Here is a 24,484-nt window from a genome sequence, read left to right on the forward strand (position 1 = left end):
TTGGTATAACTTTTAAAGACGTCGATTGAGTCTTGTCGAGGTCTATGCATGACTATGCAGAAGGGCCGCTTAACCTCCCTCCTTATCTGCCTTGTTCTGATACTCCAGAGTGCAGAACTATTGGCGGGTTGGCGCGAGGCTTTACCCGATGCTCGTCGGTTGGGTAGCGGGGAGATGCGCGTCTTTGGGCTCTCCATCTACAGCGCGCAATTCTGGAGCCAACGCCTGATTGCCGGTGACCCGCTGGATTCTGATGCGCCTTTTGCGCTGGAGCTGACCTACAGTCGGGCTGTTAGTCGCGATGATCTGGTTGAGGCCAGCCTTAAGGAAATCCGTCGCCTGTCGCCCAACTCCCTGAATACAGAGCTGATGACCCGCTGGGAGCGAGAGATGCGACAGGCGTTTGTCGATGTGCGTGCCGGTGACCGCATCACCGGAGTCTACATGCCTGGAGAGGGCGCCCGTTTTTACGTCGGCGAGACGCTCCAGCATGTGGTTAGGGATGAGGCGTTCGCCAAAGCCTTTTTTGCCATCTGGCTTGACCCCCGAACACGCAATCCGGAGCTGCGCGCCCAATTACTGGGTGCAGCTAAACCCTGAGAGCGTGGAGGAAATGCACATGTTGAAGATAGGAATAATGCTGCTTTGCATTGGTCTTGCCAGTTGCAGCCGGGTGGATGTGCACACCTACAGCCAAGAGACACCCACGCTTGAGTTGCGCAAATTCTTCGAGGGCCGCGTCATAGCCTGGGGTATGTTTCAAAAGCGTTCAGGTGAGGTCACCAAGCGCTTCCACGTGGAGATCAATGGCCACTCCGAAGGTGACAGGCTGATCCTCGACGAGTCATTTACTTACAGCGACGGTACTCAGCAAAAACGGGTGTGGACGCTCACTCCGGTTGGTTCCAGTCAATGGCGCGGAACCGCTGGCGATGTGGTGGGTGAGGCGCGTGGTGAGATAGCGGGCAATACACTGCGCTGGAAATATGTGTTGAGCCTGCCGGTGGATGGCAAGGAGTATCAGGTCGACTTGGACGACTGGATGTACCTGATGGACAAGAACACGATGATCAATCGCTCGTTCATGAGCAAGTTCGGGGTGGAGGTCGGCCAGATCACCTTGTTCTTTCGCAAGCAGTCTTGAGTCACCGCGCAGGCTGTTCGGCGATACGGTGCAGTGCCGGCATTAATATCGTCCATATCAATGCGAGTAGCAGCATGCTGGGCCAGGTACCGAGCGGCAGGCCCACGCCTGCCAACTGGGCGCCCCCCCAATAGGAGAGAGGCCCGCCAAAGGCTCCTAGTAGACTTCCCATCCACCAAGGTCGCTTTGTCCAGCTCAGACTGTGACGCAAAGTGCTGGCGAAAAGCAGCCAAAGTATTGCCAGCCAGAGCGGCAGAACCCAAGTGGCGCCGGAAAAGTCGAACAACCCGACATGAAAAAGCGCACTGTCCAGCACCCAACCGCAGGCGGCTACCCGTAACAGACTGCGCCACTCATCAGGGTCGTTGGCAATCCAAAGCAGGTGTATGGCCAGGCAGGCAATTGCAATCAGCAACAGCCACGACCGTTGCGCACCCAACACGCAGGCGAACCAGCCGAGTTGGAAAAGCCCGGCGTTGAGCAACAACCGGCCCCGTCTGCTCACGCCTTTAGCCCGAAGGGCTGCGGCCGCGCCCCGGGTTTGGCGAGCAATAGATGCGCGGTACCGATGCTTCGCTCAAGGAAGCCGCCTTCGCAGTAGCACAGGTAGAACTCCCAGAGGCGATAGAACGTCTGATCGTAGCCCAGTGCTTCCAGGTTGTGCCGGCTGCGCCGCAAGTTATCGTGCCACAGGCGAAGCGTGCGTGCGTAGTGAAGGCCGAAGTCCTCCATGTGGTGAAGGTTCAGGTCAGTGTCGCGACTGATGGTGTGCAGCATCGCGTTCACCGAAGGCAAGGCACCGCCCGGGAAAATGTAGCGCTGGATGAAGTCGACCGTTTTTTTCGCCTGCTCATAACGCTGGTCCCGAATGGTGATGGCCTGCAAAAGCATAAGACCGTGTTCTTTGAGCAGATGGGCGCATTGTTTGAAGTAAGTGGGTAGGAAGCGGTGTCCGACGGCCTCTATCATCTCGATCGAAACGAGCTTGTCGTATTTGCCCGTCAGGTCACGATAGTCCTGCAACAGAAGGGTAATGCGGTCTTGCAGGCACTGTTCCTCAATTCGGCGCTGGGTGTATGCAAATTGCTCACGCGACAGCGTGGTCGTCGTGACCTTGCAGCCGTAGTGGGTGGCCGCATACAGCGCCATACTCCCCCAGCCAGTACCGATCTCCAGCAGGTGGTCACTGGGTTTGAGATCGAGCTTTTGGCAGATGCACTCCAACTTATACAGTTGAGCCTGTTCGAGGCTGTCGCTGCTGGAGCGGAACATGGCTGAGGAATACATCATGGTGGGGTCCAGCAGTTGTTCAAACAGCGCGTTGCCCAGGTCGTAGTGCGCTGAAATGTTGCGCTGCGAGCCTTGACGCGTATTGCGGTTGAGCCAGTGCAAGGCTTTAGCCAGTGGCCGGCGCATACGTGCCAGGCCTCGCTCCATTCCATCCAGCACATCGAGGTTGGCAACGAAAATGCGGACCACCGCAGTCAGATCGGGACTACTCCAGTAGCCTTGGATATAGGCCTCACCAGCGCCAATTGAGCCATTCGCCGCGACCATCGGCCAGAGCGCCGCATTAAGCACTTCGATCTCGCCATGCAGCCCATCGCCTGGCTGGCCGAAGCTCAAGGGCTCACCGTCGACAATGACAACCAAGTGTCCGTGGCGCAGCTTTGCCAACTGACGTACAACCAATTTCTTTAACAGGCGGGCGCCTACTCCGTTGGCCGCAGAGCCACAGGTGCGGATAGGGTTCAGGCTAGGGTTTGTCATGGCGAGACTCCAGATTCGCAGTGCGGTATTCGCCGCTGGCGGCTCCATGGGAAAACAGTGGCAGACGCTTGAGCAGCAAGCGCAGGGCCTGCCAGTAAATGCCGAGCAGGGTCTTGCCAGTCATCCAGGGGAAGTCCAGCAGGTGGCGGTGCAGGCTTTGGCGCGTCAGTTCGATGCGCTCCAGGCCCAGACCCGCTTCAAAGATCTTTTGTTCGCCCTGCCAGTCCTGCATGGTTACGTGCAGCTGTTGGTCGGGAGCAGAGAAACGCATTCGGTACTCCAGATCGCGAGGCAGGAAGGGCGAGACGTGAAAGCTCTTGGCCACCCTATGGCATGACTCACCCGTCGCGTGGGTCGGCAATACGTAGTGGTAACGCTCTCGCCAAGGGGTGTTGCTGACTTCGCAGAGGATGGCGGCCAGACTGCCGTCGGATTCGAAGCAATAAAACAGACTGATCGGATTAAAGGACAGCCCCCAACTGCGCGGCTGGGTGAGCAGGCAGATCCGTCCCTGCGGAGCATGGCCAAGGGCCTGCTCCACGCGCTGACGTACGGCATCGCTCAGCGTTATGCCCTGGCGGGTGAAAAGCGGCAGGTAGTCCGTCTCGCGGAAGGCGAAGGCGGCCCAGCGCGAATGTCCGGCGAGCCACGATAGGCCCAGCACCTGGGATTGCTCCGCAAGATCCAGGTAGAGCATACCCATGCGGTAGCGAAACCCATGAACGCGCGGCAGCAACCGGCGGTGGCTGACCCAGCCGCGGTATAGCGCGCTGTTCACAGGTGTTCTCCGAAAGCAGCCGCCACGCGCAAGGCGCTCACCACACCATCTTCGTGGAAGCCGTTGGCCCAGTAGGCGCCGCAGTAGTAGCTGTTTTGAGCACCCTGTAAATCTTGCCAGCGCGCCTGTGCGAGCAGTCCTGCCTGGCTATATTGCGGATGGGCGTAGCGAAAGCGCTTGAGGATTTTGTCCGGGTCAATGTCCTCGGTCTGGTTCAGGCTAACGCAGAAGGTGGTTTCACTCTGGAGCCCTTGCAAGATATTCATGTTGTAGGTGACAGCGGCCGGTTGCCGGGCTGAGCCGCCGAGGCGGTAATTCCAGCTTGCCCAAGCCAGGCGACGGTTCGGCAGCAGACGAGTGTCGCTGTGCAGCACCACGTCGTTCTCGGCGTAACTCAGTGCGCCGAGTATCTCCCGCTCGGCTTGGCTGGGAGCCGCCAGCAGGCTTAATGCCTGGTCGCTGTGGCAGGCGAAAACCACGGTGTCAAAGCGCTCGATGCCGGCGCCGCTGTGCAGGTTCACTCCAGCGATGTCACGTTCTACCCGATACACCGGGCAATTGAGGCGGATGTGCTCGATAAAGCCGGCGCTCAACGCGGCTACATAACTGCGCGAGCCACCGCTGACCACCCGCCACTGTGGCCGATGGGTGACCGACAGCAGCCCGTGGTTTTTACAGAAGCGCACGAAGAACAGAAGCGGAAAACGATGCATGTCGCCCAGTGACATCGACCAGATCGCCGAGCCCATCGGGACGATGTAATGCTCGATAAAACGCTGACCGTAGCCGTTTTGCCGCAGGTAGGCCCCGAGGGTGGTATCGGCGGCTATGCGTTGTTCCTCCAGGTCACGCAATGCTTCGCGGTTGAAGCGCAAGATGTCGTGCAACATGCCCCAGAAACCGGGTGAGAGCAGGTTGCGACGCTGGGCAAAAAGGCCGTTGAGGTTTTTGCCGTTATATTCAGTGCCAGTGTGCGGATCCTGAACCGAGAAACTCATCTCGGTGGGTTGCGAGGTCACGCCCAGTTGATCCAGTAGTCGGATAAAGTTGGGATAGGTCCAGTCATTGAAGACGATGAAACCTGTATCGATGGCAAAACGTTCACCCTTTACTTCAACGTCAACAGTATGGGTATGGCCGCCAATCCAGTCACTCGACTCGAATACGGTGACATCGTGCTGACGGTTGAGCAGGTAGGCGCAGGTCAGCCCGGAGATACCGCTACCGATGATGGCTACTTTCATGAAGATTCTTCCGTGACGGGACGCGCCATGAGTTTGCCCAGTGCCAGTTGCAGACGTTGAGGCAATACAGCTAATAGACGGAGTGCGGCGATGAATGCCCCGGGAAAGGCGATCTCTAACGGTCGTCGTTCCAGTCGGGTTGTTATGTAAGCGGCAGCCTTGCTCACGGGCCAACGCATCGGCATCGGAAAATCGTTCTGTTGCGTGAGCGGCGTATCGACGAAGCCCGGGCTGACGAGGGTGACGTCGATGCCCTCGTGTGCCACGTCGATACGCAGCGATTGAAACAGGTAACGCATAGCCGCTTTGGAGGCGCCGTACGCTCCGGCCCGAGGCAATGGCAGGTAAGTGACCGAGCTACATACCGCCACCAAGTGCGGTTTCTGCGCCTTGTGCAACAGCGGTAGGGCTGCTTCCACGCAGTAGGCCGCAGAAAGCAAATTGGCCCGCATCACCCGTTCAACCATATTGGCTTCGAAGGCGCTGACGTCCAGGTACTCGCAGGTCCCAGCGTTCAGGATGGCTTGATCCAGGTGGCCCCAAACGTGCTCGATTCGCTCGCCCATGGCTCGAACTTCGCACGGATCGGTAAGGTCGCCTGGCAGCAGAAGTACCTGTTGTGGGTACTCCGCGTGTAATTTTTCCAGGGCTTGTACATTGCGCGCGCTGACGGCCAGAAAATGGCCTTGGGTCAGAAGAATGTCCGCCATTGCAGCGCCGATGCCGCTGCTGGCGCCAGTGAGCCAGATGCGTTTCATGCCAGCCTCCTTTTCAACCAGCCAATGGCGGTCCCCATCAACGGCAGGTGCTCATAGAGCAGAGCGCCGGCATCGAAGTAATCACGATGCTGGTACACCTTCTCGTGCCACAGCAGATACGAGCAGCCATCGACCTCAATCAGTTGGCCACGGCGCAGGCGAGGATGGTGATAGTGCAGGGTCCAACGTAGGTAACCGGCATGGTCTTGCACCTGGTCGTAGCCGTGAAACCTGAAACCCAGATTGCTGACGTTGGCGTAGAGCTCTGTGAAATAGTCTTGCAGCGCTGTCAGGCCCTGGATCTCATGAAGCGGATCACTGAAGTGCACATCGTGACTGTACAGCTCCTGGAGTTTGTGCAAATTACTGGCGTCCAGCGCTGCGAAGTCGTGGGCGAAGCGTCGCAGGAAGTCAGACATATTGCGTCTCCAGTGTGGGCATGTCTTGGACAAGTTCAGCGGCCGCTGGTGCCTGTGGTGGCGACCATTGCCCACACCGGTTCTTGTACAGTTTGATGAGTCTTGTACAGCTTTTTAAGGATAAGACGAATACTGTACAAGTCAAATTTCCTGTACAACTATTTCTACGATTTGTTGAGCCACAAGTGCTCACACCTACCGCATCGGCGCCGAGAAGGTGTGGCAGGAAATTTCCGAAACACTTCCTCGGAAGAACGTTTTCCTTTAATGAAAAGAGTTCGCTCCACAAAGGAACGCACAGTTTCCTCTGGCTGAATCGTCAGGATGATTTTGGGCTTTCAAACGTTGAGCTTCGCCCAGAGTAGGGAGGAGCGGAGGGAAGCGTCGCTGGACACCGAACCGGGGGCGTCGGTGCCAGCGACAGACTTTATTTATTTCCGACAGACTTTATTTCGTAGCTTCACAGCGGCCGCGATTCTGTGGATAACTTATTCCACCGTCACCGACTTCGCCAGGTTGCGCGGCTGGTCGACGTCGGTGCCCTTGAGCACGGCGACGTAGTACGAGAGCAACTGCAGCGGGATGGTGTAGAGGATCGGCGACAGGATGTCGTGAATGTGCGGCATGTTCACCACGTGCGTGCCTTCGCCGTTGCTCATGCCAGCCTTTTCGTCAGCAAAGACGATCAGTTGGCCGCCACGGGCGCGCACTTCCTGCAGGTTGGATTTGAGCTTTTCCAGCAGTTCGTTGTTCGGCGCTACAGTGACGACCGGCATGTCATTGTCGACCAGAGCCAGTGGGCCGTGTTTCAACTCGCCCGCTGGGTAGGCTTCAGCGTGAATATAGGAAATTTCCTTGAGCTTGAGCGCCCCTTCCATCGCCACCGGGAACTGTGCACCACGGCCGAGGAACAGAGTGTGATGCTTTTCGGCGAACAGCTCGGCGACTTTCTCCACCGTGCTGTCCATCGCCAGGGCTTCGCCAAGGCGGGTCGGCAAGCGACGCAGCTCTTCGACCAATTCGGCTTCCACACCTTTGCCGAGAGTGCCGCGCACCTGGCCCAGGGACAGGGTCAGGAGCAGCAGGCCGACCAACTGCGTGGTGAAGGCTTTGGTCGACGCAACGCCGATTTCACGACCGGCCTGGGTCAGCAGGGTCAGGTCGGATTCGCGTACCAGCGAGCTGATGCCGACGTTGCAGATCGCCAAGCTGGCGAGGAAGCCCAGTTCCTTGGCGTTGCGCAGCGCAGCCAGGGTGTCGGCGGTTTCGCCGGACTGGGAAATGGTCACGAACAGCGAGTCCGGTTGCACCACGACCTTGCGGTAGCGAAACTCACTGGCTACTTCGACTTGGCACGGAATACCAGCCAGTTCTTCTAGCCAGTAACGGGCCACCATCCCGGCGTGATAGCTGGTGCCACAGGCGACGATCTGCACATTGCGGACCTTGGCGAACAGCTCGGCCGCTTGTGGACCGAAGGCTTGCACCAGCACTTGGTTCTGGCTCAAGCGACCTTCCAGGGTGCGTTGCACGACGGACGGCTGTTCGTGGATTTCCTTGAGCATGAAGTGGCGGTACTCGCCCTTCTCGGCCGACTCGGCGCTGTCGCGGTACTGCACGGTTTCACGCTCGACGGCCTTGCCGTCGACATCCCAGATCTGCACGCTTTCACGACGGATTTCGGCGATATCGCCTTCTTCGAGGTACATGAAGCGGTCGGTCACCTGGCGCAGGGCCAGTTGGTCGGAAGCGAGGAAGTTCTCGCCCAGGCCGAGGCCGATCACCAGCGGGCTGCCACTACGGGCGGCCACCAGGCGATCCGGCTGTTTGGCGTTGATCACCGCCAGACCGTAGGCGCCGTGCAGTTCCTTGACGGTGGCCTTGAGGGCGACGGTCAGGTCCGGCTGGTCCTTGAGTTTGTGGTTGAGCAGGTGGGCGATAACTTCGGTATCGGTGTCCGAGGTGAACTCATAGCCCAAAGCCTTGAGCTCTGCGCGCAAGACTTCGTGGTTTTCGATGATGCCATTGTGTACGACCGCCAGATCACCGGAGAAATGCGGGTGGGCGTTACGCTCGCAGGGTGCACCATGGGTGGCCCAACGGGTATGGGCGATACCCAGACGGCCCACCAGTGGCGCGGTTTCCAGGGCCGACTCCAGCTCGCTGACCTTGCCCGGGCGACGCATACGCTGCAACGAATTGTCTTGGGTGTACACCGCCACACCGGCACTGTCGTAGCCGCGGTATTCGAGGCGCTTGAGGCCCTCGAGCAAAATCGCGGTGATGCTACGTTCGGCGACTGCGCCAACAATTCCACACATGTTATTTCTCCTGGCTGACGGCCGCGCAAATCAAATGAATGCCGCGGGCCCGAATCTGATCGCGCGCGTCATCAGGCAGGCGATCATCGGTAATTAGGGTATGGACACTGCTCCAGGGCAGTTCCAGGTTGGGAATCTTGCGGCCGATCTTGTCGGATTCGACCATCACGATCACTTCACGGGCCACTTCGGCCATGACCCGGCTGAGACCCAGCAGTTCGTTGAAGGTCGTGGTGCCGCGGACCAGGTCGATGCCATCGGCACCAATGAACAACTGGTCGAAATCGTAAGAGCGTAGTACCTGCTCGGCGACTTGCCCCTGGAACGACTCGGAATGCGGGTCCCAGGTGCCGCCGGTCATCAACAGCACGGGCTCATGCTCAAGCTCGCTCAAGGCATTGGCGACGTGCAGGGAATTGGTCATGACCACCAAACCCGGCTGCAGGCCAAGCTGGGGAATCATGGCGGCGGTGGTGCTGCCGCTATCGATGATGATACGAGCGTGCTCACGAATCCGCGTGACGGCGGCGCGAGCGATGGCTTGTTTGTGCTGGGAAACGGTTTGGCCCGGCTCACTGACCAGTTCATGGGGCATGGTGATCGCGCCACCATAACGGCGCAGTAGCAGGCCATGGCTTTCAAGTGCGGCCAGATCCTTGCGGATCGTCACCTCCGAGGTCTCAAAGCGCTTGGCCAATTCATCCACACTGACTTCACCCTGCTCGGCGAGCAAGGCAAGGATGTTGTGGCGACGCTGAGGGGTGTTGCGCTTCGACATGCTGACAAGTTTCGTTTCGAAAGATAACGAAAGCAATCAAAACCTATCAGAGGAAATTCGTCAAGCGGACAGGAGAAAAAATCCCTGTGGATAAAAAGACTTGTGGGCAAGTCGTTGTAGATGCGACTTGCCCACAAATGAGCACTATCAGCTTGTGCATAACTGCTGATGGGGATAACTCAGGGCTTTTTGACTTTTTCCGGGCGCTTCCAGCCATCAATGTTTTTCTGGCGCGCGCGGCCCACCGCCAACTGGGACTTATCCACATTGGAAGTGATGGTCGAGCCGGCCGCAGTGGTTGCACCACTGGCGATATCCACAGGCGCCACCAAGGAATTATTGGAACCTATGAACACGTCCTCACCCAAGGTGGTCTTCCACTTGTTCACACCATCGTAATTGCAGGTGATGGTGCCGGCACCAATGTTGGTCCGCGCGCCAATTTCGGCGTCGCCCAGGTACGCCAAATGACCAGCCTTGGCACCTTCGCCCATATGCGCATTCTTCAGTTCAACGAAGTTACCCACATGGGCCCGGGCCTCCAATACAGTGCCTGGACGCAAACGGGCGAATGGGCCGGCATCACTGCCCTCACCCAGTACAGCACCTTCGATATGGCTGTTGGCCTTGATCACCACACCTTTGCGCAGGGTGCTGTCCTTGATCACGCAGTTCGGGCCGATCACCACGTCGTCCTCGATCACCACCCGGCCTTCAAGAATGACGTTGATGTCGATGAGTACATCGCGCCCTACCGTCACTTCACCGCGCACATCGAAACGGGCCGGATCACGCAGAGTTACGCCTTGGGCCATCAGACGACGACTGGCGCGCAGCTGGTAATGACGCTCCAGTTCGGCGAGTTGTTTGCGGTCGTTGGCGCCCTGCACTTCCATGGCGTCATGGGGTTGCTCGGTGGCCACCACCAGGCCATCGCTGACCGCCATCGCGATCACGTCAGTGAGGTAGTACTCGCCCTGGGCATTGTTGTTCGACAGTCGGCCCATCCACTCACCCAATCGCTCGAATGGCAGCGCGAGGATTCCGGTGTTGCCTTCGGTGATTGCCCGCTCGGTTTCGTTGGCGTCTTTCTGCTCGACAATCGCCGCTACTTTGCCCGATGCATCGCGCACGATACGACCGTATCCCGTTGGATCGTCCAGCTCGACGGTCAGCAGACCCAACTGTTGTGGCGTGACCTGAGTGAGCAGGCGCTGCAGGGTCTCGACTTCAATCAGCGGTACATCGCCGTAAAGAATCAGCACGGTATCGGCAGTGATGAACGGTACTGCTTGGGCTACAGCGTGACCGGTACCCAGTTGTTTGTCCTGCAGGACGAAATTCAGATCGTCCGCCGCCAGGCGCTCGCGCACCGCGTCAGCACCATGACCGATGACCACGTGGATACGCTGTGGCTGAAGCTGACGGGCGCTGTGGATAACATGCCCCAGCATCGAATTGCCTGCGACCGGGTGGAGTACTTTCGGCAGGGCCGAACGCATACGAGTACCTTGACCCGCTGCGAGGATAACGATTTCTAGCGACATGACTGGCTACCAATCCTGGGTGGTCAGCGGCTGCGACCAAGAGATGAATATCTGAAAAAGAAAAAGGGTAGCCGAGGCTACCCTTTTTAATCAATCACGCAGTCGTTGCAACGGCTAATGCCGTCTTACTTCTTGCGGATCTGCTGGAGAGTACGCAACTGAGCTGCGGCCTCGGCCAGACGTGCTGCGGCGGCACCGTAATCGAACTCGGCGCCTTTTTCGTGCAGAGCCTTCTCGGCAGCCTGGACGGCTTCCTGAGCGGAGGCTTCATCCAGGTCGGCAGCACGTTGCACGGTGTCGGCAAGTACCTTGACCATGTTCGGCTGAACCTCGAGGAAACCACCGGAGATGTAAAACACCTCGGCTTCCCCGCCCTGCTTGATCAGGCGGATCGGGCCCGGTTTCAGATTAGTGATCAGCGGCGCGTGACCCAGGGCGATACCAAGATCACCCAGTGCACCGTGCGCAATCACCATCTCGACCAGACCGGAAAAGATTTCCCCTTCCGCGCTGACGATGTCGCAATGGACTGTCATATTAGCCATCTGATTGCCTCAACCTGATTAGCGCCCGTTTCCGGGCGCCGGAATTACAGTTTCTTGGCTTTCTCGATCGCTTCTTCGATGCCGCCTACCATGTAGAACGCTTGTTCTGGCAGGTGGTCGTAGTCACCGTTGAGGATGCCTTTGAAGCCAGCAATGGTGTCTTTCAGGGAAACGTATTTACCCGAAGCACCGGTGAAGACTTCAGCCACGAAGAACGGCTGCGACAAGAAACGCTGGATCTTACGAGCACGGTTTACCAACTGCTTGTCGGCTTCCGACAGCTCGTCCATACCCAGGATCGCGATGATGTCCTTCAGTTCTTTGTAGCGCTGCAGCACGTACTGAACACCGCGAGCGGTATCGTAGTGGTCGTTGCCGATCACGTTCGGATCCAGCTGACGCGAAGTCGAGTCCAGTGGGTCTACCGCTGGGTAGATACCCAGGGAAGCGATGTCACGGGACAGAACGACGGTGGCGTCCAAGTGGGCGAAGGTGGTCGCTGGCGACGGGTCGGTCAAGTCGTCCGCAGGTACGTATACCGCTTGGATCGAAGTGATCGAACCTTCCTTGGTCGAAGTGATACGTTCTTGCAGAACGCCCATCTCTTCAGCCAGGGTCGGCTGGTAACCTACTGCCGAAGGCATACGGCCCAGCAGTGCGGATACTTCAGTACCGGCCAGGGTGTAACGATAGATGTTGTCGACGAACAGCAGTACGTCGTTACCTTCGTCACGGAACTTCTCGGCCATGGTCAGGCCAGTCAGTGCTACGCGCAGACGGTTTCCCGGCGGCTCGTTCATCTGACCGTAAACCAGTGCCACTTTGTCCAGAACGTTGGAATCCTTCATCTCGTGGTAGAAGTCGTTACCCTCACGAGTACGCTCACCCACACCGGCGAACACGGAATAACCGCTGTGCTCGATGGCGATGTTACGGATCAGTTCCATCATGTTTACGGTTTTGCCTACACCGGCACCACCGAACAGACCAACTTTACCACCCTTGGCGAACGGGCAAACCAGGTCGATAACCTTGATGCCGGTTTCCAGCAGGTCATTGCCGCCCGCTTGTTCAGCGAACGAAGGCGCTGCACGGTGGATGCCCCAACGCTCGTCGGTGTCGATCGGACCCGCTTCGTCGATCGGGTTGCCCAGTACGTCCATGATCCGGCCCAGGGTCGCTTTACCGACCGGTACGGAGATGGCTGCGCCAGAATCGGTAACTTCCAGACCGCGCTTCAAGCCCTCGGTGGAACCCATCGCAATGGTGCGAACCACGCCGTCGCCCAGCTGCTGCTGAACTTCCAGGGTGGTTTCAGCCGCGCTCACTACTTTCAGCGCGTTGTAGATGCTCGGTACGCTATCGCGTGGAAATTCCACGTCGATAACGGCGCCGATGATTTGAACGATACGTCCGCTACTCATAGCTGGATCCTCTGAATATTTGAACCGTTAAACCGCGGCAGCGCCGCCGACGATTTCCGAGATCTCTTGGGTGATCGCAGCCTGACGCGCCTTGTTGTAGACCAGCTGCAATTCGCTGATCAAATCACCGGCGTTGTCGGTAGCGTTCTTCATCGCGATCATCCGCGCTGCTTGTTCAGCTGCGTTGTTCTCGACCACCGCCTGGTAGACCTGCGACTCGACGTAACGGACCATCAAGCCGTCGAGCAGCTCCTTGGCATCCGGTTCGTAGAGATAGTCCCAGTGGTGCTTGAGTTCCTGATCCGGGGTTGCCACCAGTGGAATCAACTGCTCCACGGTAGGCGTTTGCGTCATGGTGTTGATGAACTTGTTGGAGACTACGGACAGGCGGTCAATACGGCCGTCCAGGTAGGCATCCAGCATCACCTTGACGCTGCCGATCAGATCATTGATCGACGGCTCTTCACCCAGGTGGCTGATAGCTGCTACGACGTTACCGCCGAAGTTGCGGAAGAAAGCCGCACCCTTGCTACCAACAACACACAGATCGATCTCGACGCCGTTTTCACGGTTTACCGCCATGTCCTTGACCAGGGCCTTGAACAGGTTGGTGTTCAAGCCACCACACAGACCACGGTCACTGCTCACCACAACATAACCAACGCGCTTAACTTCACGGTCGATCATGAATGGGTGGCGATATTCCGGGTTGGCGTTGGCCAGATGACCAATAACCTGGCGGATGCGCTCCGCGTAGGGACGGCTAGCAGCCATGCGCATTTGTGCCTTGCGCATTTTGCTGACCGCCACTTTTTCCATGGCGCTGGTAATTTTTTGCGTGCTTTTGATGCTCGCAATCTTACTGCGAATCTCTTTTGCGCCTGCCATGTAACACCTATCAGGTTAGCAAGCGGGAGCCTCGCGGCCCCCGCTGCGGCTTACCAGGTTTGGGTGGCCTTGAACTTCTCGATACCGGCTTTGAGGCCAGCGTCGATTTCGTCATTGAAGTCACCCTTCACGTTGATCTTCGCCATCAAATCGGCGTGATCGCGGTTGAAGTAAGCAATCAGCGCTTGCTCGAAGCTGCCGACTTTGGCGTTTTCAACGTCAGTCAGGAACCCACGCTCAGCGGCATACAGCGACAGCGACATGTCGGCGATCGACATTGGCGCGTATTGCTTCTGCTTCATCAGCTCGGTTACGCGCTGGCCATGCTCAAGTTGCTTACGGGTCGCTTCGTCCAGGTCAGAAGCGAACTGGGCGAATGCCGCCAGTTCACGGTACTGAGCCAGAGCGGTACGGATACCACCGGACAGCTTCTTGATGATCTTGGTCTGAGCGGCACCACCCACACGGGATACCGAAACACCGGCGTTCACTGCAGGACGGATGCCCGAGTTGAACATGGCCGATTCCAGGAAGATCTGACCGTCGGTGATGGAAATCACGTTGGTCGGAACGAACGCGGAAACGTCGCCAGCCTGGGTTTCGATGATCGGCAGTGCGGTCAGGGAACCGGTTTTGCCGGTCACTGCGCCGTTGGTGAACTTCTCTACGTACTCTTCCGAAACGCGGGATGCGCGCTCCAGCAGACGGGAGTGGAGATAGAACACGTCGCCTGGGTAAGCTTCACGGCCTGGTGGACGGCGCAGCAGCAGGGAAATCTGGCGGTAAGCCACTGCTTGCTTGGACAGATCGTCATAAACGATCAGCGCGTCTTCACCGCGGTCGCGGAAGTATTCGCCCATGGTGCAACCGGAGTACGGTGCCAGGTATTGCAGTGCAGGAGATTCCGAAGCACTGGCAGCCACGATGATCGTGTTGGCCAGGGCGCCGTTTTCTTCCAGCTTGCGAACAACGTTGGCGATGGTCGATTGTTTCTGACCGATTGCTACGTATACGCAGAAAATGCCGCTGTTCTTCTGGTTGATGATCGCGTCGATCGCCAGAGCGGTTTTACCGATCTGACGGTCACCGATGATCAGCTCACGCTGGCCACGGCCGACAGGGATCATGGCATCGACAGCCTTGTAGCCAGTCTGTACAGGCTGGTCTACCGACTTACGCCAGATCACGCCTGGAGCAACTTTCTCGACCGCGTCGGTCTCGGTGTTGCCCAGTGGACCTTTACCGTCAACAGGGTTACCCAGTGCGTCGACTACGCGACCCAGCAGTTCCTTACCAACCGGAACTTCGAGGATGCGGCCAGTGCACTTGGCGCTCATGCCTTCGGCAAGAGACTGGTAAGCGCCCAATACAACGGCACCTACGGAGTCTTGCTCCAGGTTGAGGGCCATACCGTAGACGCCGCCCGGAAACTCGATCATCTCGCCGTACATTACGTCGGCCAGACCGTGAATCCGCACGATACCGTCAGATACGCTGACGACAGTGCCTTCGTTACGGGCTTGGGAGGTCACATCGAGCTTGTCGATGCGGCCCTTGATAATTTCACTTATTTCGGAAGGATTGAGTTGCTGCATTGCTCTGCTGCCCCTTCAAACTCAAGATTTCAATGCTTCGGCAAGTTTCGCGATTTTGCCGCGAATCGAGCCATCGATAACCAGGTCGCCGGCGCGGATGACAACACCACCAATAAGGGAGCTGTCTTCCTCGACTTGCAGGCGCACTTCCCGGTTGAGTCGTGCACTGAGAACCTTGGCGAGTTTGTCTTGCTGTTCTTGGTTCAATGCAAAAGCACTGGTCACTTCTACGTCTACCGACTTCTCTTGTTCGGCCTTGTACAGGTCGAACAGAGCGGCAATCTCCGGCAACAGCGGGAGACGGTCGTTTTCGGCAACGACGTGGATGAAGTTCTGTACCTTTACATCAAACTTGTCGCCGCACACGTCAATAAACGTGGCGGCCTTTTCTGCGCTCGTCAGTCGCGGGGCCTTGAGCACGCGCAGCATGGTGTCGTCTTGCGACACCGCTGCTGCCAGGCCGAGCATGGCTGACCAATTGGCCAGTTGCTGGTGGGCCTGAGCGTGCTCGAAGGCCGCCTTAGCGTAAGGTCGGGCCAACGTGGTCAGTTCTGCCATGATCGCCCTCGCTTAGATTTCAGCAGCCAGTTGGTTAACCAGCTCTGCGTGCGCGTTTTGATCGATTGTGGCACCCAGGATCTTCGCAGCACCACCAACGGCCAGGCTACCCACTTGGGCACGCAGCGCGTCTTTGACACTGTTGATTTCCTGTTCGATCTCGGCCTGAGCCTGAGCCTTCACACGGTCAGCTTCGACGCGAGCCTGTTCACGGGCTTCGTCGACAATCTGAGAACCGCGCTTCTTGGCTTGCTCGATGATTTCAGCTGCCTGAGCTTTCGCTTCGCGCAGTTGTTGACCCGCTTTCTCTTGGGCCAACTCCAGGTCGCGAGCTGCTCGGCTGGCAGCGTCCAGTCCATCCGCGATCTTCTTTTGACGTTCACGCAGCGCCGTGATGACCGGAGGCCATACGAACTTCATGCAGAACAGTACAAAAATCAGGAACGCAACGGACTGGCCAATCAGGGTCGCATTAATGTTCACGCCAACACCTCGCAGTTACGTTGTCCATCACATCAAATTACTCGGAAGATCCGAGTAATTAGCCAGCGATCTGACCAACGAACGGGTTCGCAAAGGTGAAGAACAGAGCGATACCAACACCGATCATGGTTACGGCGTCAAGCAGACCGGCCACGATGAACATTTTAACTTGCAGCATTGGAACCATTTCTGGTTGACGCGCAGCGCCTTCCAGGAATTTGCCGCCCAACAGGCCGAAACCAATTGCGGTACCCAGTGCGCCCAGGCCGATCAACAGTGCAACAGCGATAGCGGTTAGACCAACTACAGTTTCCATCTTTCCTCCCGACTTTTACGTCGTATGGTTTAGGTTTTTTTAATTTAAAGCGGTAAAACAAATCGTTTCATCAAGCCCGTTATGGGCCCCCTCCCGCCGAGACGAGAGGGACATCAGACTAGCCTAAGCCAGCCTTAATGGTTCTCTTCGTGCGCCATCGACAGGTAGACAATGGTCAGCATCATGAAGATAAACGCCTGCAGGGTGATGATCAGGATGTGGAACACAGCCCACGCCCACTGCAGAACAATGCCCAGGCCGCTAAGCCAGAGCAGACCACTGCCGAACATCACAGCGATCAGAATGAACACCAGCTCGCCGGCATACATGTTGCCGAACAGACGCAGTGCCAGCGAGATTGGCTTGGCGATCAGCGTCACGAACTCCAGCAGGAAGTTCACCGGAATCAGCAGGGCTTGAACGAAGATGTTCTTGCTGCCGAACGGGTGCAGGGTCAGTTCGCCGATGAAGCCGCCGATGCCCTTGACCTTGATGCTGTAGAAAATGATCAGTGCGAACACCGAAAGAGCCATACCCAGAGTAGCGTTCGGGTCAGTGGTCGATACGGCGCGGAATGGGATGTGCGGATCGCCGCTGATCGCCATGGCCAGCTGAGGAATCCAGTCAACCGGGATCAGGTCGACGGCGTTCATCAGGAAGACCCAGACGAAGATGGTCAGTGCCAGCGGTGCGATCACCGGGCTACGGCCATGGAAGCTGTCTTTCACGCTGCCATCGACGAATTCGACCAGTACTTCAACGAAGTTCTGCAAGGCACCTGGTTGACCGGAAGTTGCTTTCTTTGCCGCCATGCGGAAAAGAAGAACGAAGATCAGACCCAATGCGACCGACCAGCCGAGAGTATCGACGTGGAAAGCCCAAAAGCCCATTTCCTTGGCTTCTGCTGCGGTGTGGGCAAAACCCCAGCCGCCGGTAGGATGCTGACCGAAAGTCAGGTTCTGCAAGTGGTGCTGGATATAGCCCGAAGCGGTTGTCTCTGCCATGGTTGCCTCAAACGCCCTAAGGTCTCGAAAGTCTTGTTCTCATCAGCAGGGGAGCGAACCAGCTGACCAGTTGGGTCAACACAAAGACACCGAAGACTGCTAACGGCGCCAATGGCTTCACACCTGCGAACGTCAGTGCAAACAGCACTGCCGTTAAAATCAATTTGCCCGCCTCGCCGGCATAAAAAGACCGGACGATGGCTTGAGCTGCTCGGGCGCCGGTAAACCGAAATGCCCTATGAGCGAAATAAACATTGGGAAGCAAGGCTATCAGGCCTCCGCAGAGTCCCGAGTACCCGGCTACGACACCCTGCCATTGCCAGAGCGCCAAAGCGGCCAATAGCAGAATGACAAATTGCGCCAGTAACACCGGAAAAACCGCCAAGCGATGGAACGGCAAGCGGTTTGGCGTGCGTGTCTCCATCACTCTTGCTCCTCAAAGGTCGGCTGCCAGAACGCAATGACTTGGCATAATTTGTGCCGACAAAATGCGCGCAGAGTATAGGGGCGGTTCAGCCCCTATTCAACTGTCAGGTAGTGATTTCCGACTGCACGCTACATGAGGAAATGTTTCAGCGGATGTGTGCAAGGACACCTTGAAGCTCATCCAATGAGTTATAGCCAATTACCAACTGGCCCTTTCCCTTCTTCCCGTGGCGAATCTGCACCGCAGAGCCTAGGCGCTCGGCCAGGCGCTGTTCGAGACGAGCGATATCCGGGTCCGGTTTGGCAGGCTCCACGGCTTCAGGTTTGCCACTCAACCACTGGCGAACCAGTGCTTCAGTCTGTCGGACGGTGAGCCCACGTGCGACAACGTGTCGCGCCCCTTCAACCTGTTGATTTTCCGGCAAACCCAGCAAAGCACGGGCGTGACCCATTTCCAGGTCGCCATGGGACAACATGGTCTTGATGACTTCCGGCAACGCAATCAGACGCAACAGGTTGGCCACGGTCACCCGGGATTTACCCACGGCATCGGCGACCTGCTGCTGGGTCAGTTGGAATTCCTGCTGCAAGCGCTGCAGCGCAACGGCTTCCTCGATCGGATTGAGGTCTTCGCGCTGGATGTTCTCGATGAGCGCCATGGCGACGGCGGTTTCATCCGTCACTTCGCGGACCATCGCCGGGATGGTCTCTTGGCCGGCCTGCTGGCTGGCGCGCCAACGGCGCTCACCGGCAATGATTTCGAAGCGACCGCCACCAATGGGACGCACCACGATGGGCTGCATGACGCCCTGGGCCCTGATCGACTGCGCCAGCTCTTCCAGCGCCTGCGGATCCATGTCACGCCGCGGCTGGTATTTGCCACGTTGCAGCAAATCCAGGGGCAGGTGCTGCAGCTCCCGCTGCTCCGCCTGCACCGCCTGTTCTTCCAGTGCGCTGACAGTCGGACCACTCAGCAGTGCATCCAGTCCACGTCCGAGACCTCGTTTCTTGACGGCCATGGGGATTCCTTAAGTTGCCTGAGCTGCGGTGGCACGTGAATTTTTGCGTTGGCGGCGAACCATCTCGCCAGCCAATGCCAGGTAGGCAATGGCGCCACGCGATGATTTGTCATACGCCAATGCCGGCATGCCATAGCTCGGCGCTTCGGCCAAGCGGATGTTGCGCGGGATGACCGTGTCGTACAGCTGATCGCCGAAGTGTTCCTTGAGCTGGGCCGACACATCGTTCATCAGGCTCAGGCGCGGGTCGTACATCGTACGTAACAGGCCTTCGACTTTCAGATTCGGATTCAGCAGCTCGGCGATACGCTTGATGTTATCCACAAGGTCGCTCAGGCCTTCGAGGGCAAAGTATTCGCACTGCATGGGGATAATTACCCCATCGGCGGCAACCAGCGCATTGAGTGTGAGCATCGACAGCGACGGCGGGCAGTCGATCAGAATGTAATCGTAACTCTCGCGAATCGGCGCCAGGGCGCTGCGCAGACGACTTTCCTTCATCTGCATTTCCAGCAGCACCACTTCGGCTGCTGTCAGGTCGCGGTTGGCCGGCAATAACTGGTAGCCACCGTGTTCGGAGTAATGCATGGCCTGGGCCAGGTCGCATTCGCCGATCAACAGGTCGTAGACCGAGTTTTCCAGGCCGTGTTTATCCACACCGCTACCCATGGTGGCGTTGCCCTGTGGATCAAGATCGATCAGCAGTACCCGGCGCTTGGTAGCGACCAGCGATGCTGCGAGGTTGATGCAGGTGGTGGTCTTGCCCACACCACCCTTCTGGTTCGCAATCGCGAATACCTTAGCCATTCTTGCTTGTGTTCCCAATCATGCCGTGCGGCGCAGTATCAGCAGATGGCGTTGGCCTTGGCAACCAGGGACGGCCAGGGCGTGTTCGCTATCGAGGTGGAAGTCTGCCGGCAATGCTACCAGCTCATCCGCGGGATGAACGCCCTTCATTGCCAGCCAACGTGTGTCGCGGTCGCCAAGATGGCGGGTCCAGTTGCTGAAGTTTTCCATGCTGCTGAAGGCCCGGGAAATGATCCCGTTGAAAGGCAACGGCGGCTGGAAGGCTTCGACGCGACTGTGGATAACTTGCAGGTTATCCAGCTTGAGTTCGAGTTTGACCTGGGTCAGGAAGCGGGTTTTCTTGCCGTTGCTGTCCAGGCAGGTGACCTGCGACTCCGGAAACAGGATAGCCAGCGGAATGCCGGGCATGCCGCCACCGCTGCCAACATCCAGCCAACGGCCATTTTCGATAAACGACATGACACTCAGACTGTCGAGCAAATGGCGGGAAACCATTTCGTCCGGGTCACGCACAGCGGTGAGGTTGTAGGCCTTGTTCCATTTGATCAACAACGCCAGATAACCCAGCAGTTGTTCCTGCTGGGTCTCACTCAGGTTGACGCCCAATTGGCGAGCACCTGTGGATAACTCTTCGGCGTGTTGCGGGGTGACCAACGAACTCAAGCGCTTTGCTCCAACTGACGGCCTGCGCCGCGTTTTTTCAAATGAATCATCAACAACGAAATGGCCGCCGGAGTGACACCCGGAATACGTGAAGCCTGGCCCAGGGTCTCCGGGCGGGTCGCGCCCAGCTTGCTCTGGATCTCTTTGGAAAGGCCGGAAATGCCCGTGTAATCGATATCCACAGGCAATTTCGTGTCTTCGCTGGCACGCAGGCGGGCGATTTCGTCCTGTTGACGGTCGATGTAGCCGGCGTACTTGGTCTTGATTTCCACCTGTTCGGCAACCTGTGGGTCCTCGGCGCCTTCACCGGTGACCGAGATCAGCCCAGCGTAGTCGATTTCCGGACGGGTCAGCAGGCTCAGCAGGCTGTACTCGTGGGTCAGCGGCGTGCCGAATTTTTCCGCAATGGCGTCGCCCTGCGCAGTGCCGGGACGGACCCAGGTGCTTTTCAGGCGCTGTTCTTCAAGCTCGATGGCTTCACGCTTGTTGCAGAATGCGGCCCAACGCACGTCATCGACCAGGCCCAGTTCACGGCCCTTCTCGGTCAGGCGCAGGTCGGCGTTGTCTTCACGCAGAATCAACCGGTATTCCGCACGGGAGGTAAACATCCGGTACGGTTCCTGGGTTCCCAGGGTGATCAGGTCGTCAACCAACACCCCGATGTACGCTTCGTCACGACGCGGGCACCAACTCTCCTTGCCCTGCGCACGCAGAGCGGCGTTGGTCCCGGCCAGTAAACCCTGGGCGCCGGCTTCTTCGTAACCGGTGGTGCCGTTGATCTGGCCGGCAAAGAACAGGCCGCCAATGACTTTGGTTTCCAGGCTGTACTTCAGGTCACGCGGGTCGAAGTAGTCGTATTCGATGGCATAGCCAGGGCGCACGATATGGGCGTTTTCCATACCGCGAATCGATTGCACGATCTGCAATTGCACGTCGAACGGCAGGGATGTGGATATCCCGTTCGGGTACAGCTCGTGGGTGGTCAGACCTTCCGGCTCGATAAACACCTGGTGGCTTTGCTTGTCGGCAAAGCGGTGGATTTTGTCTTCGATCGACGGGCAGTAACGTGGACCAATGCCTTCGATCTCACCGGCAGCCGAATACATCGGCGAACGGTCGAGGTTCGCGGCAATGATTTCGTGGGTACGGGCGTTGGTGTGGGTAATCCAGCAACTGACCTGCTTGGGATGCTGTTCCTTGTTGCCCATGAACGACATCACCGGGATCGGCGTATCACCTGGTTGCTCGGTCATCACCGAGAAATCCACAGAGCGGCCGTCAATGCGTGGTGGCGTACCAGTTTTCAGGCGACCCACACGCAGCGGCAGTTCACGCAGACGGTGAGCCAAGGCAATCGACGGCGGATCACCGGCGCGACCGCCGGAAAAATTCTGCAACCCAATGTGGATAAGTCCACCGAGGAAGGTGCCGGTGGTTAACACCACCGAATCCGCGAAGAAACGCAGACCCATCTGGGTAACGACACCGCGTACCTGGTCCTGCTCGACGATCAGGTCATCCGCAGCCTGCTGAAATATCCACAGGTTGGGCTGGTTTTCGAGAATCTCGCGCACGGCTGCCTTGTACAGAATACGGTCGGCCTGGGCGCGAGTAGCGCGCACGGCTGGGCCTTTGCGACTGTTCAAGACGCGAAATTGAATACCACCTTTATCAGTGGCCATGGCCATCGCGCCACCGAGGGCGTCGATTTCCTTGACTAAGTGGCTTTTGCCAATCCCGCCAATCGCGGGATTGCAGCTCATTGCTCCGAGGGTTTCCACGTTATGCGTCAGCAATAGGGTTTTCACCCCCATACGTGCTGATGCAAGTGCTGCCTCGGTACCGGCATGACCGCCGCCGATGACGATCACTTCAAAACGGGAAGGGAAATCCACCACGCACCTCGTGCCTGCTGCAGTTAGGTAATCAGAAAGAGTTTGGGCTCAGGTTTTTGGACCTGGTCGACAAGTATAGGGACTTCGCCCTTCCTAAAGAACCCTTTGCACAAAATTTAACCAGCTGTGGGTAAGTCACGAACAATAGAAATTAAAAAGAAAGAAATTTATAAAAGCTTTGTTTTTATGTTTATTTCTATGCACCTACCATTCTGTGGATAAAACGCTGAAGCCCTTTTATTTCGGTGTGTACAGAGATTCAAAAGTCTGTGGTCATCTAGTCAGGAGGGCATGGGATAAGCAGAATAAGCCTGTGGATGAATGGGGTGCTTATCCACAGAGGCAGTTTTCCTCAGTTTTTAGGGTCTGTTATCAACTGAGCTCAATGGCAGTTATTCACAGGGCTTATCTGATTAAAAACTGCTCAACCAGCTGAATCTGCAAAAAAGAGCTGCCCACGGGTGAGCCGCTGATCTGTCTCGGAGGACATCAGCCATCAAGGTTCAGAGGATGAAAGGCAAGGCCTTCTATTGTGGGGGGCTGCAACAAAAGCTAATAATATCTATTATCATTAACTTGCCATTCATCCTCATGTCCATGCCATCCCACACCGCTGCAATCGAGCGAATCTACGTGCAACACCATTCGTGGCTGTATGGATGGTTGAGGGCGAAACTTAACGACGCTTGCGATGCGGCGGATGTGGCACAGGACACGTTTGTACGAATCCTCGTCTCCCGCAACGCGAGCCAGATACGGGAACCCAGGGATTATCTGGCGACTGTGGCAAAGGGCTTGGTGATCGATCGCTATCGCCGGCGCGCCATTGAGTTGGCTTATCTGGAAACACTCGCGGCTCGACCTGTAGCGACAGCGATCAGTGAAGAAGACAAAGCCGTGATCATTGAAACCCTTGTCGCTGTGGATAAAGCGCTGACCAACCTTGGTGCCAGGACTCAGCGAATCTTCATGTTGTCGCAGATTGAAGGCCTGACTTATCAACAGATCGCCGCACAGATGAAGGTATCTCTGACCACGGTGAAGAAACACATGATCCGCGCGTTGACTGAATGTTCGATGATTATGGCGACGCTCTGATGGCGGCCTCTCCTGATCGCAAGGTTTTTCAGGCGGCAGCTACCTGGTACGTGCAGTTTCAGGCTGAACCGCCTACCGCCGTGCAACGCCAGGCATGGCAAAACTGGATCGACAGCAGCCCGGCGAACCTGGACGCGTGGAACCAGATGGAGCAGATCCAACGAAATCTACGCGGATCTCGTGACCTGTCGCGCCGGGCATTGTCCTCCACCCAACAGCGTCGCCAGGTATTGAAGCTCCTTATGATCGCGGCCGGAACCGGTTATCTCGGCTGGAATGTGCAACAGCACACTCCATTGAGTAACGTCTGGGCGGATTACCGAACCAAAGTGGGCCAACGCCGCTCAATCGATCTGACCGATGGCACTCGGATACATCTCAATACCGGTACGGCCATCGATGTGGTGTTTGACAACAAACAACGATTGATCCGCCTGCGTGAAGGAGAAATCCTCGTTCGCACCGGCAAGCTCGGTGATCAGCGTCCGTTCTTTGTCGAGACTCTCGAAGGACGGATCGAGGCTTTGGGCACTTGCTTCTCGGCACGGCACTTGGCGGGAGTGTCGCGAATCGGCGTACTTGAAGATCAGGTCAGGCTGTATCCGGCAAAGCACCCTGAACAGGCTCGCTTACTGGTCGCAGGCGAAAGTGCCGATTTCGATAGCAGCAACGTAGGCGCCATTCATCCCTATCGCGCCACGCAAGCCGCTTGGATCAATGGTCAATTGATCGTTCTCGACGTTCCACTGGGAGAGCTCCTCAGTGAGCTGGGCCGTTATCGAGCCGGGGTCATGCACTGCGATGAGCGCGCCGCGGGCCTGCACGTATCTGGGACTTTCCGCCTGGATTCGACCGATGCGGTGCTGGCCAATCTACAAGCGTCGTTGCCTGTCAGCATCGATTATTTCACTCGTTACTGGGTATCGATCAAACATAACGGCTGAACGAGTTCTGACTGAAAAAAATGTCGATTCAGGGTTATCTTTTTTTTTCCAGGAACGGCC

Annotated in this window: 26 protein-coding genes; 4 read left to right on the forward strand and 22 right to left on the reverse strand. The window is 57.4% G+C overall.

Annotation, left to right across the window (positions count from 1 at the left end):
• Positions 1 to 48: 48 nt before the first annotated feature.
• Both NR126_RS04210 and NR126_RS04215 read left to right on the forward strand, forming a co-directional pair.
• Entirely contained in the window at positions 49 to 600 is a 552-nt protein-coding gene (locus NR126_RS04210; RefSeq protein WP_027616720.1) for a chalcone isomerase family protein, read from the forward strand.
• Between the two features lie 19 nt (positions 601 to 619).
• A complete protein-coding gene (locus tag NR126_RS04215) occupies positions 620 to 1,144 on the forward strand; it encodes a DUF3833 domain-containing protein (RefSeq protein ID WP_256829723.1) in 525 nt (174 codons plus the stop codon).
• A 1-nt stretch (position 1,145) separates the two neighbouring features.
• Here NR126_RS04215 and NR126_RS04220 read toward each other — a convergent pair whose 3' ends face one another.
• The 22 genes from NR126_RS04220 to mnmG form a co-directional block, all read right to left on the reverse strand.
• A complete protein-coding gene (locus NR126_RS04220; protein ID WP_256829724.1) occupies positions 1,146 to 1,631 on the reverse strand; it encodes a DUF2878 domain-containing protein in 486 nt (161 codons plus the stop codon).
• 14 nt (positions 1,632 to 1,645) lie between these two features.
• Positions 1,646 to 2,914: a cyclopropane-fatty-acyl-phospholipid synthase family protein gene (locus NR126_RS04225; RefSeq protein WP_256829725.1), complete on the reverse strand. Its 1,269-nt coding sequence runs from the start codon at positions 2,912 to 2,914 to the stop codon at positions 1,646 to 1,648.
• Positions 2,901 to 3,692 carry a DUF1365 domain-containing protein gene (locus NR126_RS04230; protein WP_027616716.1) on the reverse strand — a complete coding sequence of 264 codons (792 nt, stop codon included), beginning with the start codon at positions 3,690 to 3,692 and terminating at the stop codon, positions 2,901 to 2,903. The genes NR126_RS04225 and NR126_RS04230 overlap by 14 nt, the downstream gene beginning before the upstream one ends.
• Positions 3,689 to 4,936 carry an NAD(P)/FAD-dependent oxidoreductase gene (locus NR126_RS04235; RefSeq protein WP_256829728.1) on the reverse strand — a complete coding sequence of 416 codons (1,248 nt, stop codon included), beginning with the start codon at positions 4,934 to 4,936 and terminating at the stop codon, positions 3,689 to 3,691. The genes NR126_RS04230 and NR126_RS04235 overlap by 4 nt, the downstream gene beginning before the upstream one ends.
• Complete coding sequence (locus tag NR126_RS04240; RefSeq protein ID WP_256829730.1) at positions 4,933 to 5,694, reverse strand: SDR family oxidoreductase; 762 nt, start codon at positions 5,692 to 5,694, stop codon at positions 4,933 to 4,935. The genes NR126_RS04235 and NR126_RS04240 overlap by 4 nt, the downstream gene beginning before the upstream one ends.
• Positions 5,691 to 6,113 (reverse strand): nuclear transport factor 2 family protein, encoded by a 423-nt coding sequence (locus tag NR126_RS04245; protein WP_027616713.1) that lies wholly within the window; start codon positions 6,111 to 6,113, stop codon positions 5,691 to 5,693. The genes NR126_RS04240 and NR126_RS04245 overlap by 4 nt, the downstream gene beginning before the upstream one ends.
• A 488-nt stretch (positions 6,114 to 6,601) precedes the next feature.
• Complete coding sequence (gene glmS / locus NR126_RS04250; protein ID WP_256829731.1) at positions 6,602 to 8,434, reverse strand: glutamine--fructose-6-phosphate transaminase (isomerizing); 1,833 nt, start codon at positions 8,432 to 8,434, stop codon at positions 6,602 to 6,604.
• Between the two features lies 1 nt (position 8,435).
• Positions 8,436 to 9,212 (reverse strand): DeoR/GlpR family DNA-binding transcription regulator, encoded by a 777-nt coding sequence (locus NR126_RS04255; protein ID WP_027616711.1) that lies wholly within the window; start codon positions 9,210 to 9,212, stop codon positions 8,436 to 8,438.
• Between the two features lie 179 nt (positions 9,213 to 9,391).
• Positions 9,392 to 10,759 (reverse strand): bifunctional UDP-N-acetylglucosamine diphosphorylase/glucosamine-1-phosphate N-acetyltransferase GlmU, encoded by a 1,368-nt coding sequence (glmU, locus tag NR126_RS04260; RefSeq protein WP_105753527.1) that lies wholly within the window; start codon positions 10,757 to 10,759, stop codon positions 9,392 to 9,394.
• A 125-nt stretch (positions 10,760 to 10,884) separates the two neighbouring features.
• Positions 10,885 to 11,295 carry a F0F1 ATP synthase subunit epsilon gene (locus tag NR126_RS04265; protein ID WP_371321463.1) on the reverse strand — a complete coding sequence of 137 codons (411 nt, stop codon included), beginning with the start codon at positions 11,293 to 11,295 and terminating at the stop codon, positions 10,885 to 10,887.
• 53 nt (positions 11,296 to 11,348) lie between these two features.
• The gene (atpD, locus tag NR126_RS04270) at positions 11,349 to 12,728 is read right to left on the reverse strand and encodes a F0F1 ATP synthase subunit beta (protein ID WP_027616708.1); all 1,380 of its coding nucleotides are present in this window, start codon (positions 12,726 to 12,728) and stop codon (positions 11,349 to 11,351) included.
• Positions 12,729 to 12,755: 27 nt separating this feature from the next.
• Positions 12,756 to 13,616, reverse strand: a complete 861-nt coding sequence (gene atpG / locus NR126_RS04275; protein WP_027616707.1) for a F0F1 ATP synthase subunit gamma — start codon at positions 13,614 to 13,616, stop codon at positions 12,756 to 12,758.
• Positions 13,617 to 13,666: 50 nt separating this feature from the next.
• Positions 13,667 to 15,211: a F0F1 ATP synthase subunit alpha gene (gene atpA / locus NR126_RS04280; RefSeq protein ID WP_027616706.1), complete on the reverse strand. Its 1,545-nt coding sequence runs from the start codon at positions 15,209 to 15,211 to the stop codon at positions 13,667 to 13,669.
• Between the two features lie 21 nt (positions 15,212 to 15,232).
• Complete coding sequence (locus NR126_RS04285) at positions 15,233 to 15,769, reverse strand: F0F1 ATP synthase subunit delta (protein WP_027616705.1); 537 nt, start codon at positions 15,767 to 15,769, stop codon at positions 15,233 to 15,235.
• 12 nt (positions 15,770 to 15,781) lie between these two features.
• The gene (locus NR126_RS04290; RefSeq protein ID WP_027616704.1) at positions 15,782 to 16,252 is read right to left on the reverse strand and encodes a F0F1 ATP synthase subunit B; all 471 of its coding nucleotides are present in this window, start codon (positions 16,250 to 16,252) and stop codon (positions 15,782 to 15,784) included.
• 58 nt (positions 16,253 to 16,310) lie between these two features.
• Positions 16,311 to 16,568, reverse strand: a complete 258-nt coding sequence (gene atpE / locus NR126_RS04295; RefSeq protein WP_003097235.1) for a F0F1 ATP synthase subunit C — start codon at positions 16,566 to 16,568, stop codon at positions 16,311 to 16,313.
• 134 nt (positions 16,569 to 16,702) lie between these two features.
• Complete coding sequence (gene atpB / locus NR126_RS04300) at positions 16,703 to 17,572, reverse strand: F0F1 ATP synthase subunit A (protein ID WP_027616703.1); 870 nt, start codon at positions 17,570 to 17,572, stop codon at positions 16,703 to 16,705.
• 16 nt (positions 17,573 to 17,588) lie between these two features.
• Positions 17,589 to 17,996 (reverse strand): F0F1 ATP synthase subunit I, encoded by a 408-nt coding sequence (locus tag NR126_RS04305; protein ID WP_027616702.1) that lies wholly within the window; start codon positions 17,994 to 17,996, stop codon positions 17,589 to 17,591.
• 148 nt (positions 17,997 to 18,144) lie between these two features.
• On the reverse strand, positions 18,145 to 19,017 hold the full coding sequence (locus NR126_RS04310) for a ParB/RepB/Spo0J family partition protein (RefSeq protein ID WP_027616701.1): 873 nt from the start codon (positions 19,015 to 19,017) through the stop codon (positions 18,145 to 18,147).
• A gap of 9 nt (positions 19,018 to 19,026) precedes the next feature.
• Complete coding sequence (locus NR126_RS04315; protein ID WP_027616700.1) at positions 19,027 to 19,824, reverse strand: ParA family protein; 798 nt, start codon at positions 19,822 to 19,824, stop codon at positions 19,027 to 19,029.
• Between the two features lie 18 nt (positions 19,825 to 19,842).
• Positions 19,843 to 20,487, reverse strand: coding sequence for a 16S rRNA (guanine(527)-N(7))-methyltransferase RsmG (gene rsmG / locus NR126_RS04320; RefSeq protein ID WP_027616699.1), 645 nt, complete (start codon positions 20,485 to 20,487; stop codon positions 19,843 to 19,845).
• Positions 20,484 to 22,382: a tRNA uridine-5-carboxymethylaminomethyl(34) synthesis enzyme MnmG gene (mnmG, locus tag NR126_RS04325; RefSeq protein WP_027616698.1), complete on the reverse strand. Its 1,899-nt coding sequence runs from the start codon at positions 22,380 to 22,382 to the stop codon at positions 20,484 to 20,486. The genes rsmG and mnmG overlap by 4 nt, the downstream gene beginning before the upstream one ends.
• Positions 22,383 to 22,973: 591 nt before the next feature.
• Here mnmG and NR126_RS04330 point away from each other — a divergent pair.
• Together NR126_RS04330 and NR126_RS04335 are read left to right on the forward strand one after the other, a co-directional pair.
• Positions 22,974 to 23,480 (forward strand): sigma-70 family RNA polymerase sigma factor, encoded by a 507-nt coding sequence (locus NR126_RS04330; RefSeq protein WP_027616697.1) that lies wholly within the window; start codon positions 22,974 to 22,976, stop codon positions 23,478 to 23,480.
• Positions 23,480 to 24,424: a FecR domain-containing protein gene (locus tag NR126_RS04335; protein ID WP_256829814.1), complete on the forward strand. Its 945-nt coding sequence runs from the start codon at positions 23,480 to 23,482 to the stop codon at positions 24,422 to 24,424. Before NR126_RS04330 ends, NR126_RS04335 begins: the two co-directional genes overlap by 1 nt.
• The last annotated feature ends 60 nt before the right edge of the window (positions 24,425 to 24,484 follow it).

It is taken from the genome of Pseudomonas sp. Pse1, assembly GCF_024519635.1.
In the GTDB taxonomy this organism is placed as follows: domain Bacteria; phylum Pseudomonadota; class Gammaproteobacteria; order Pseudomonadales; family Pseudomonadaceae; genus Aquipseudomonas.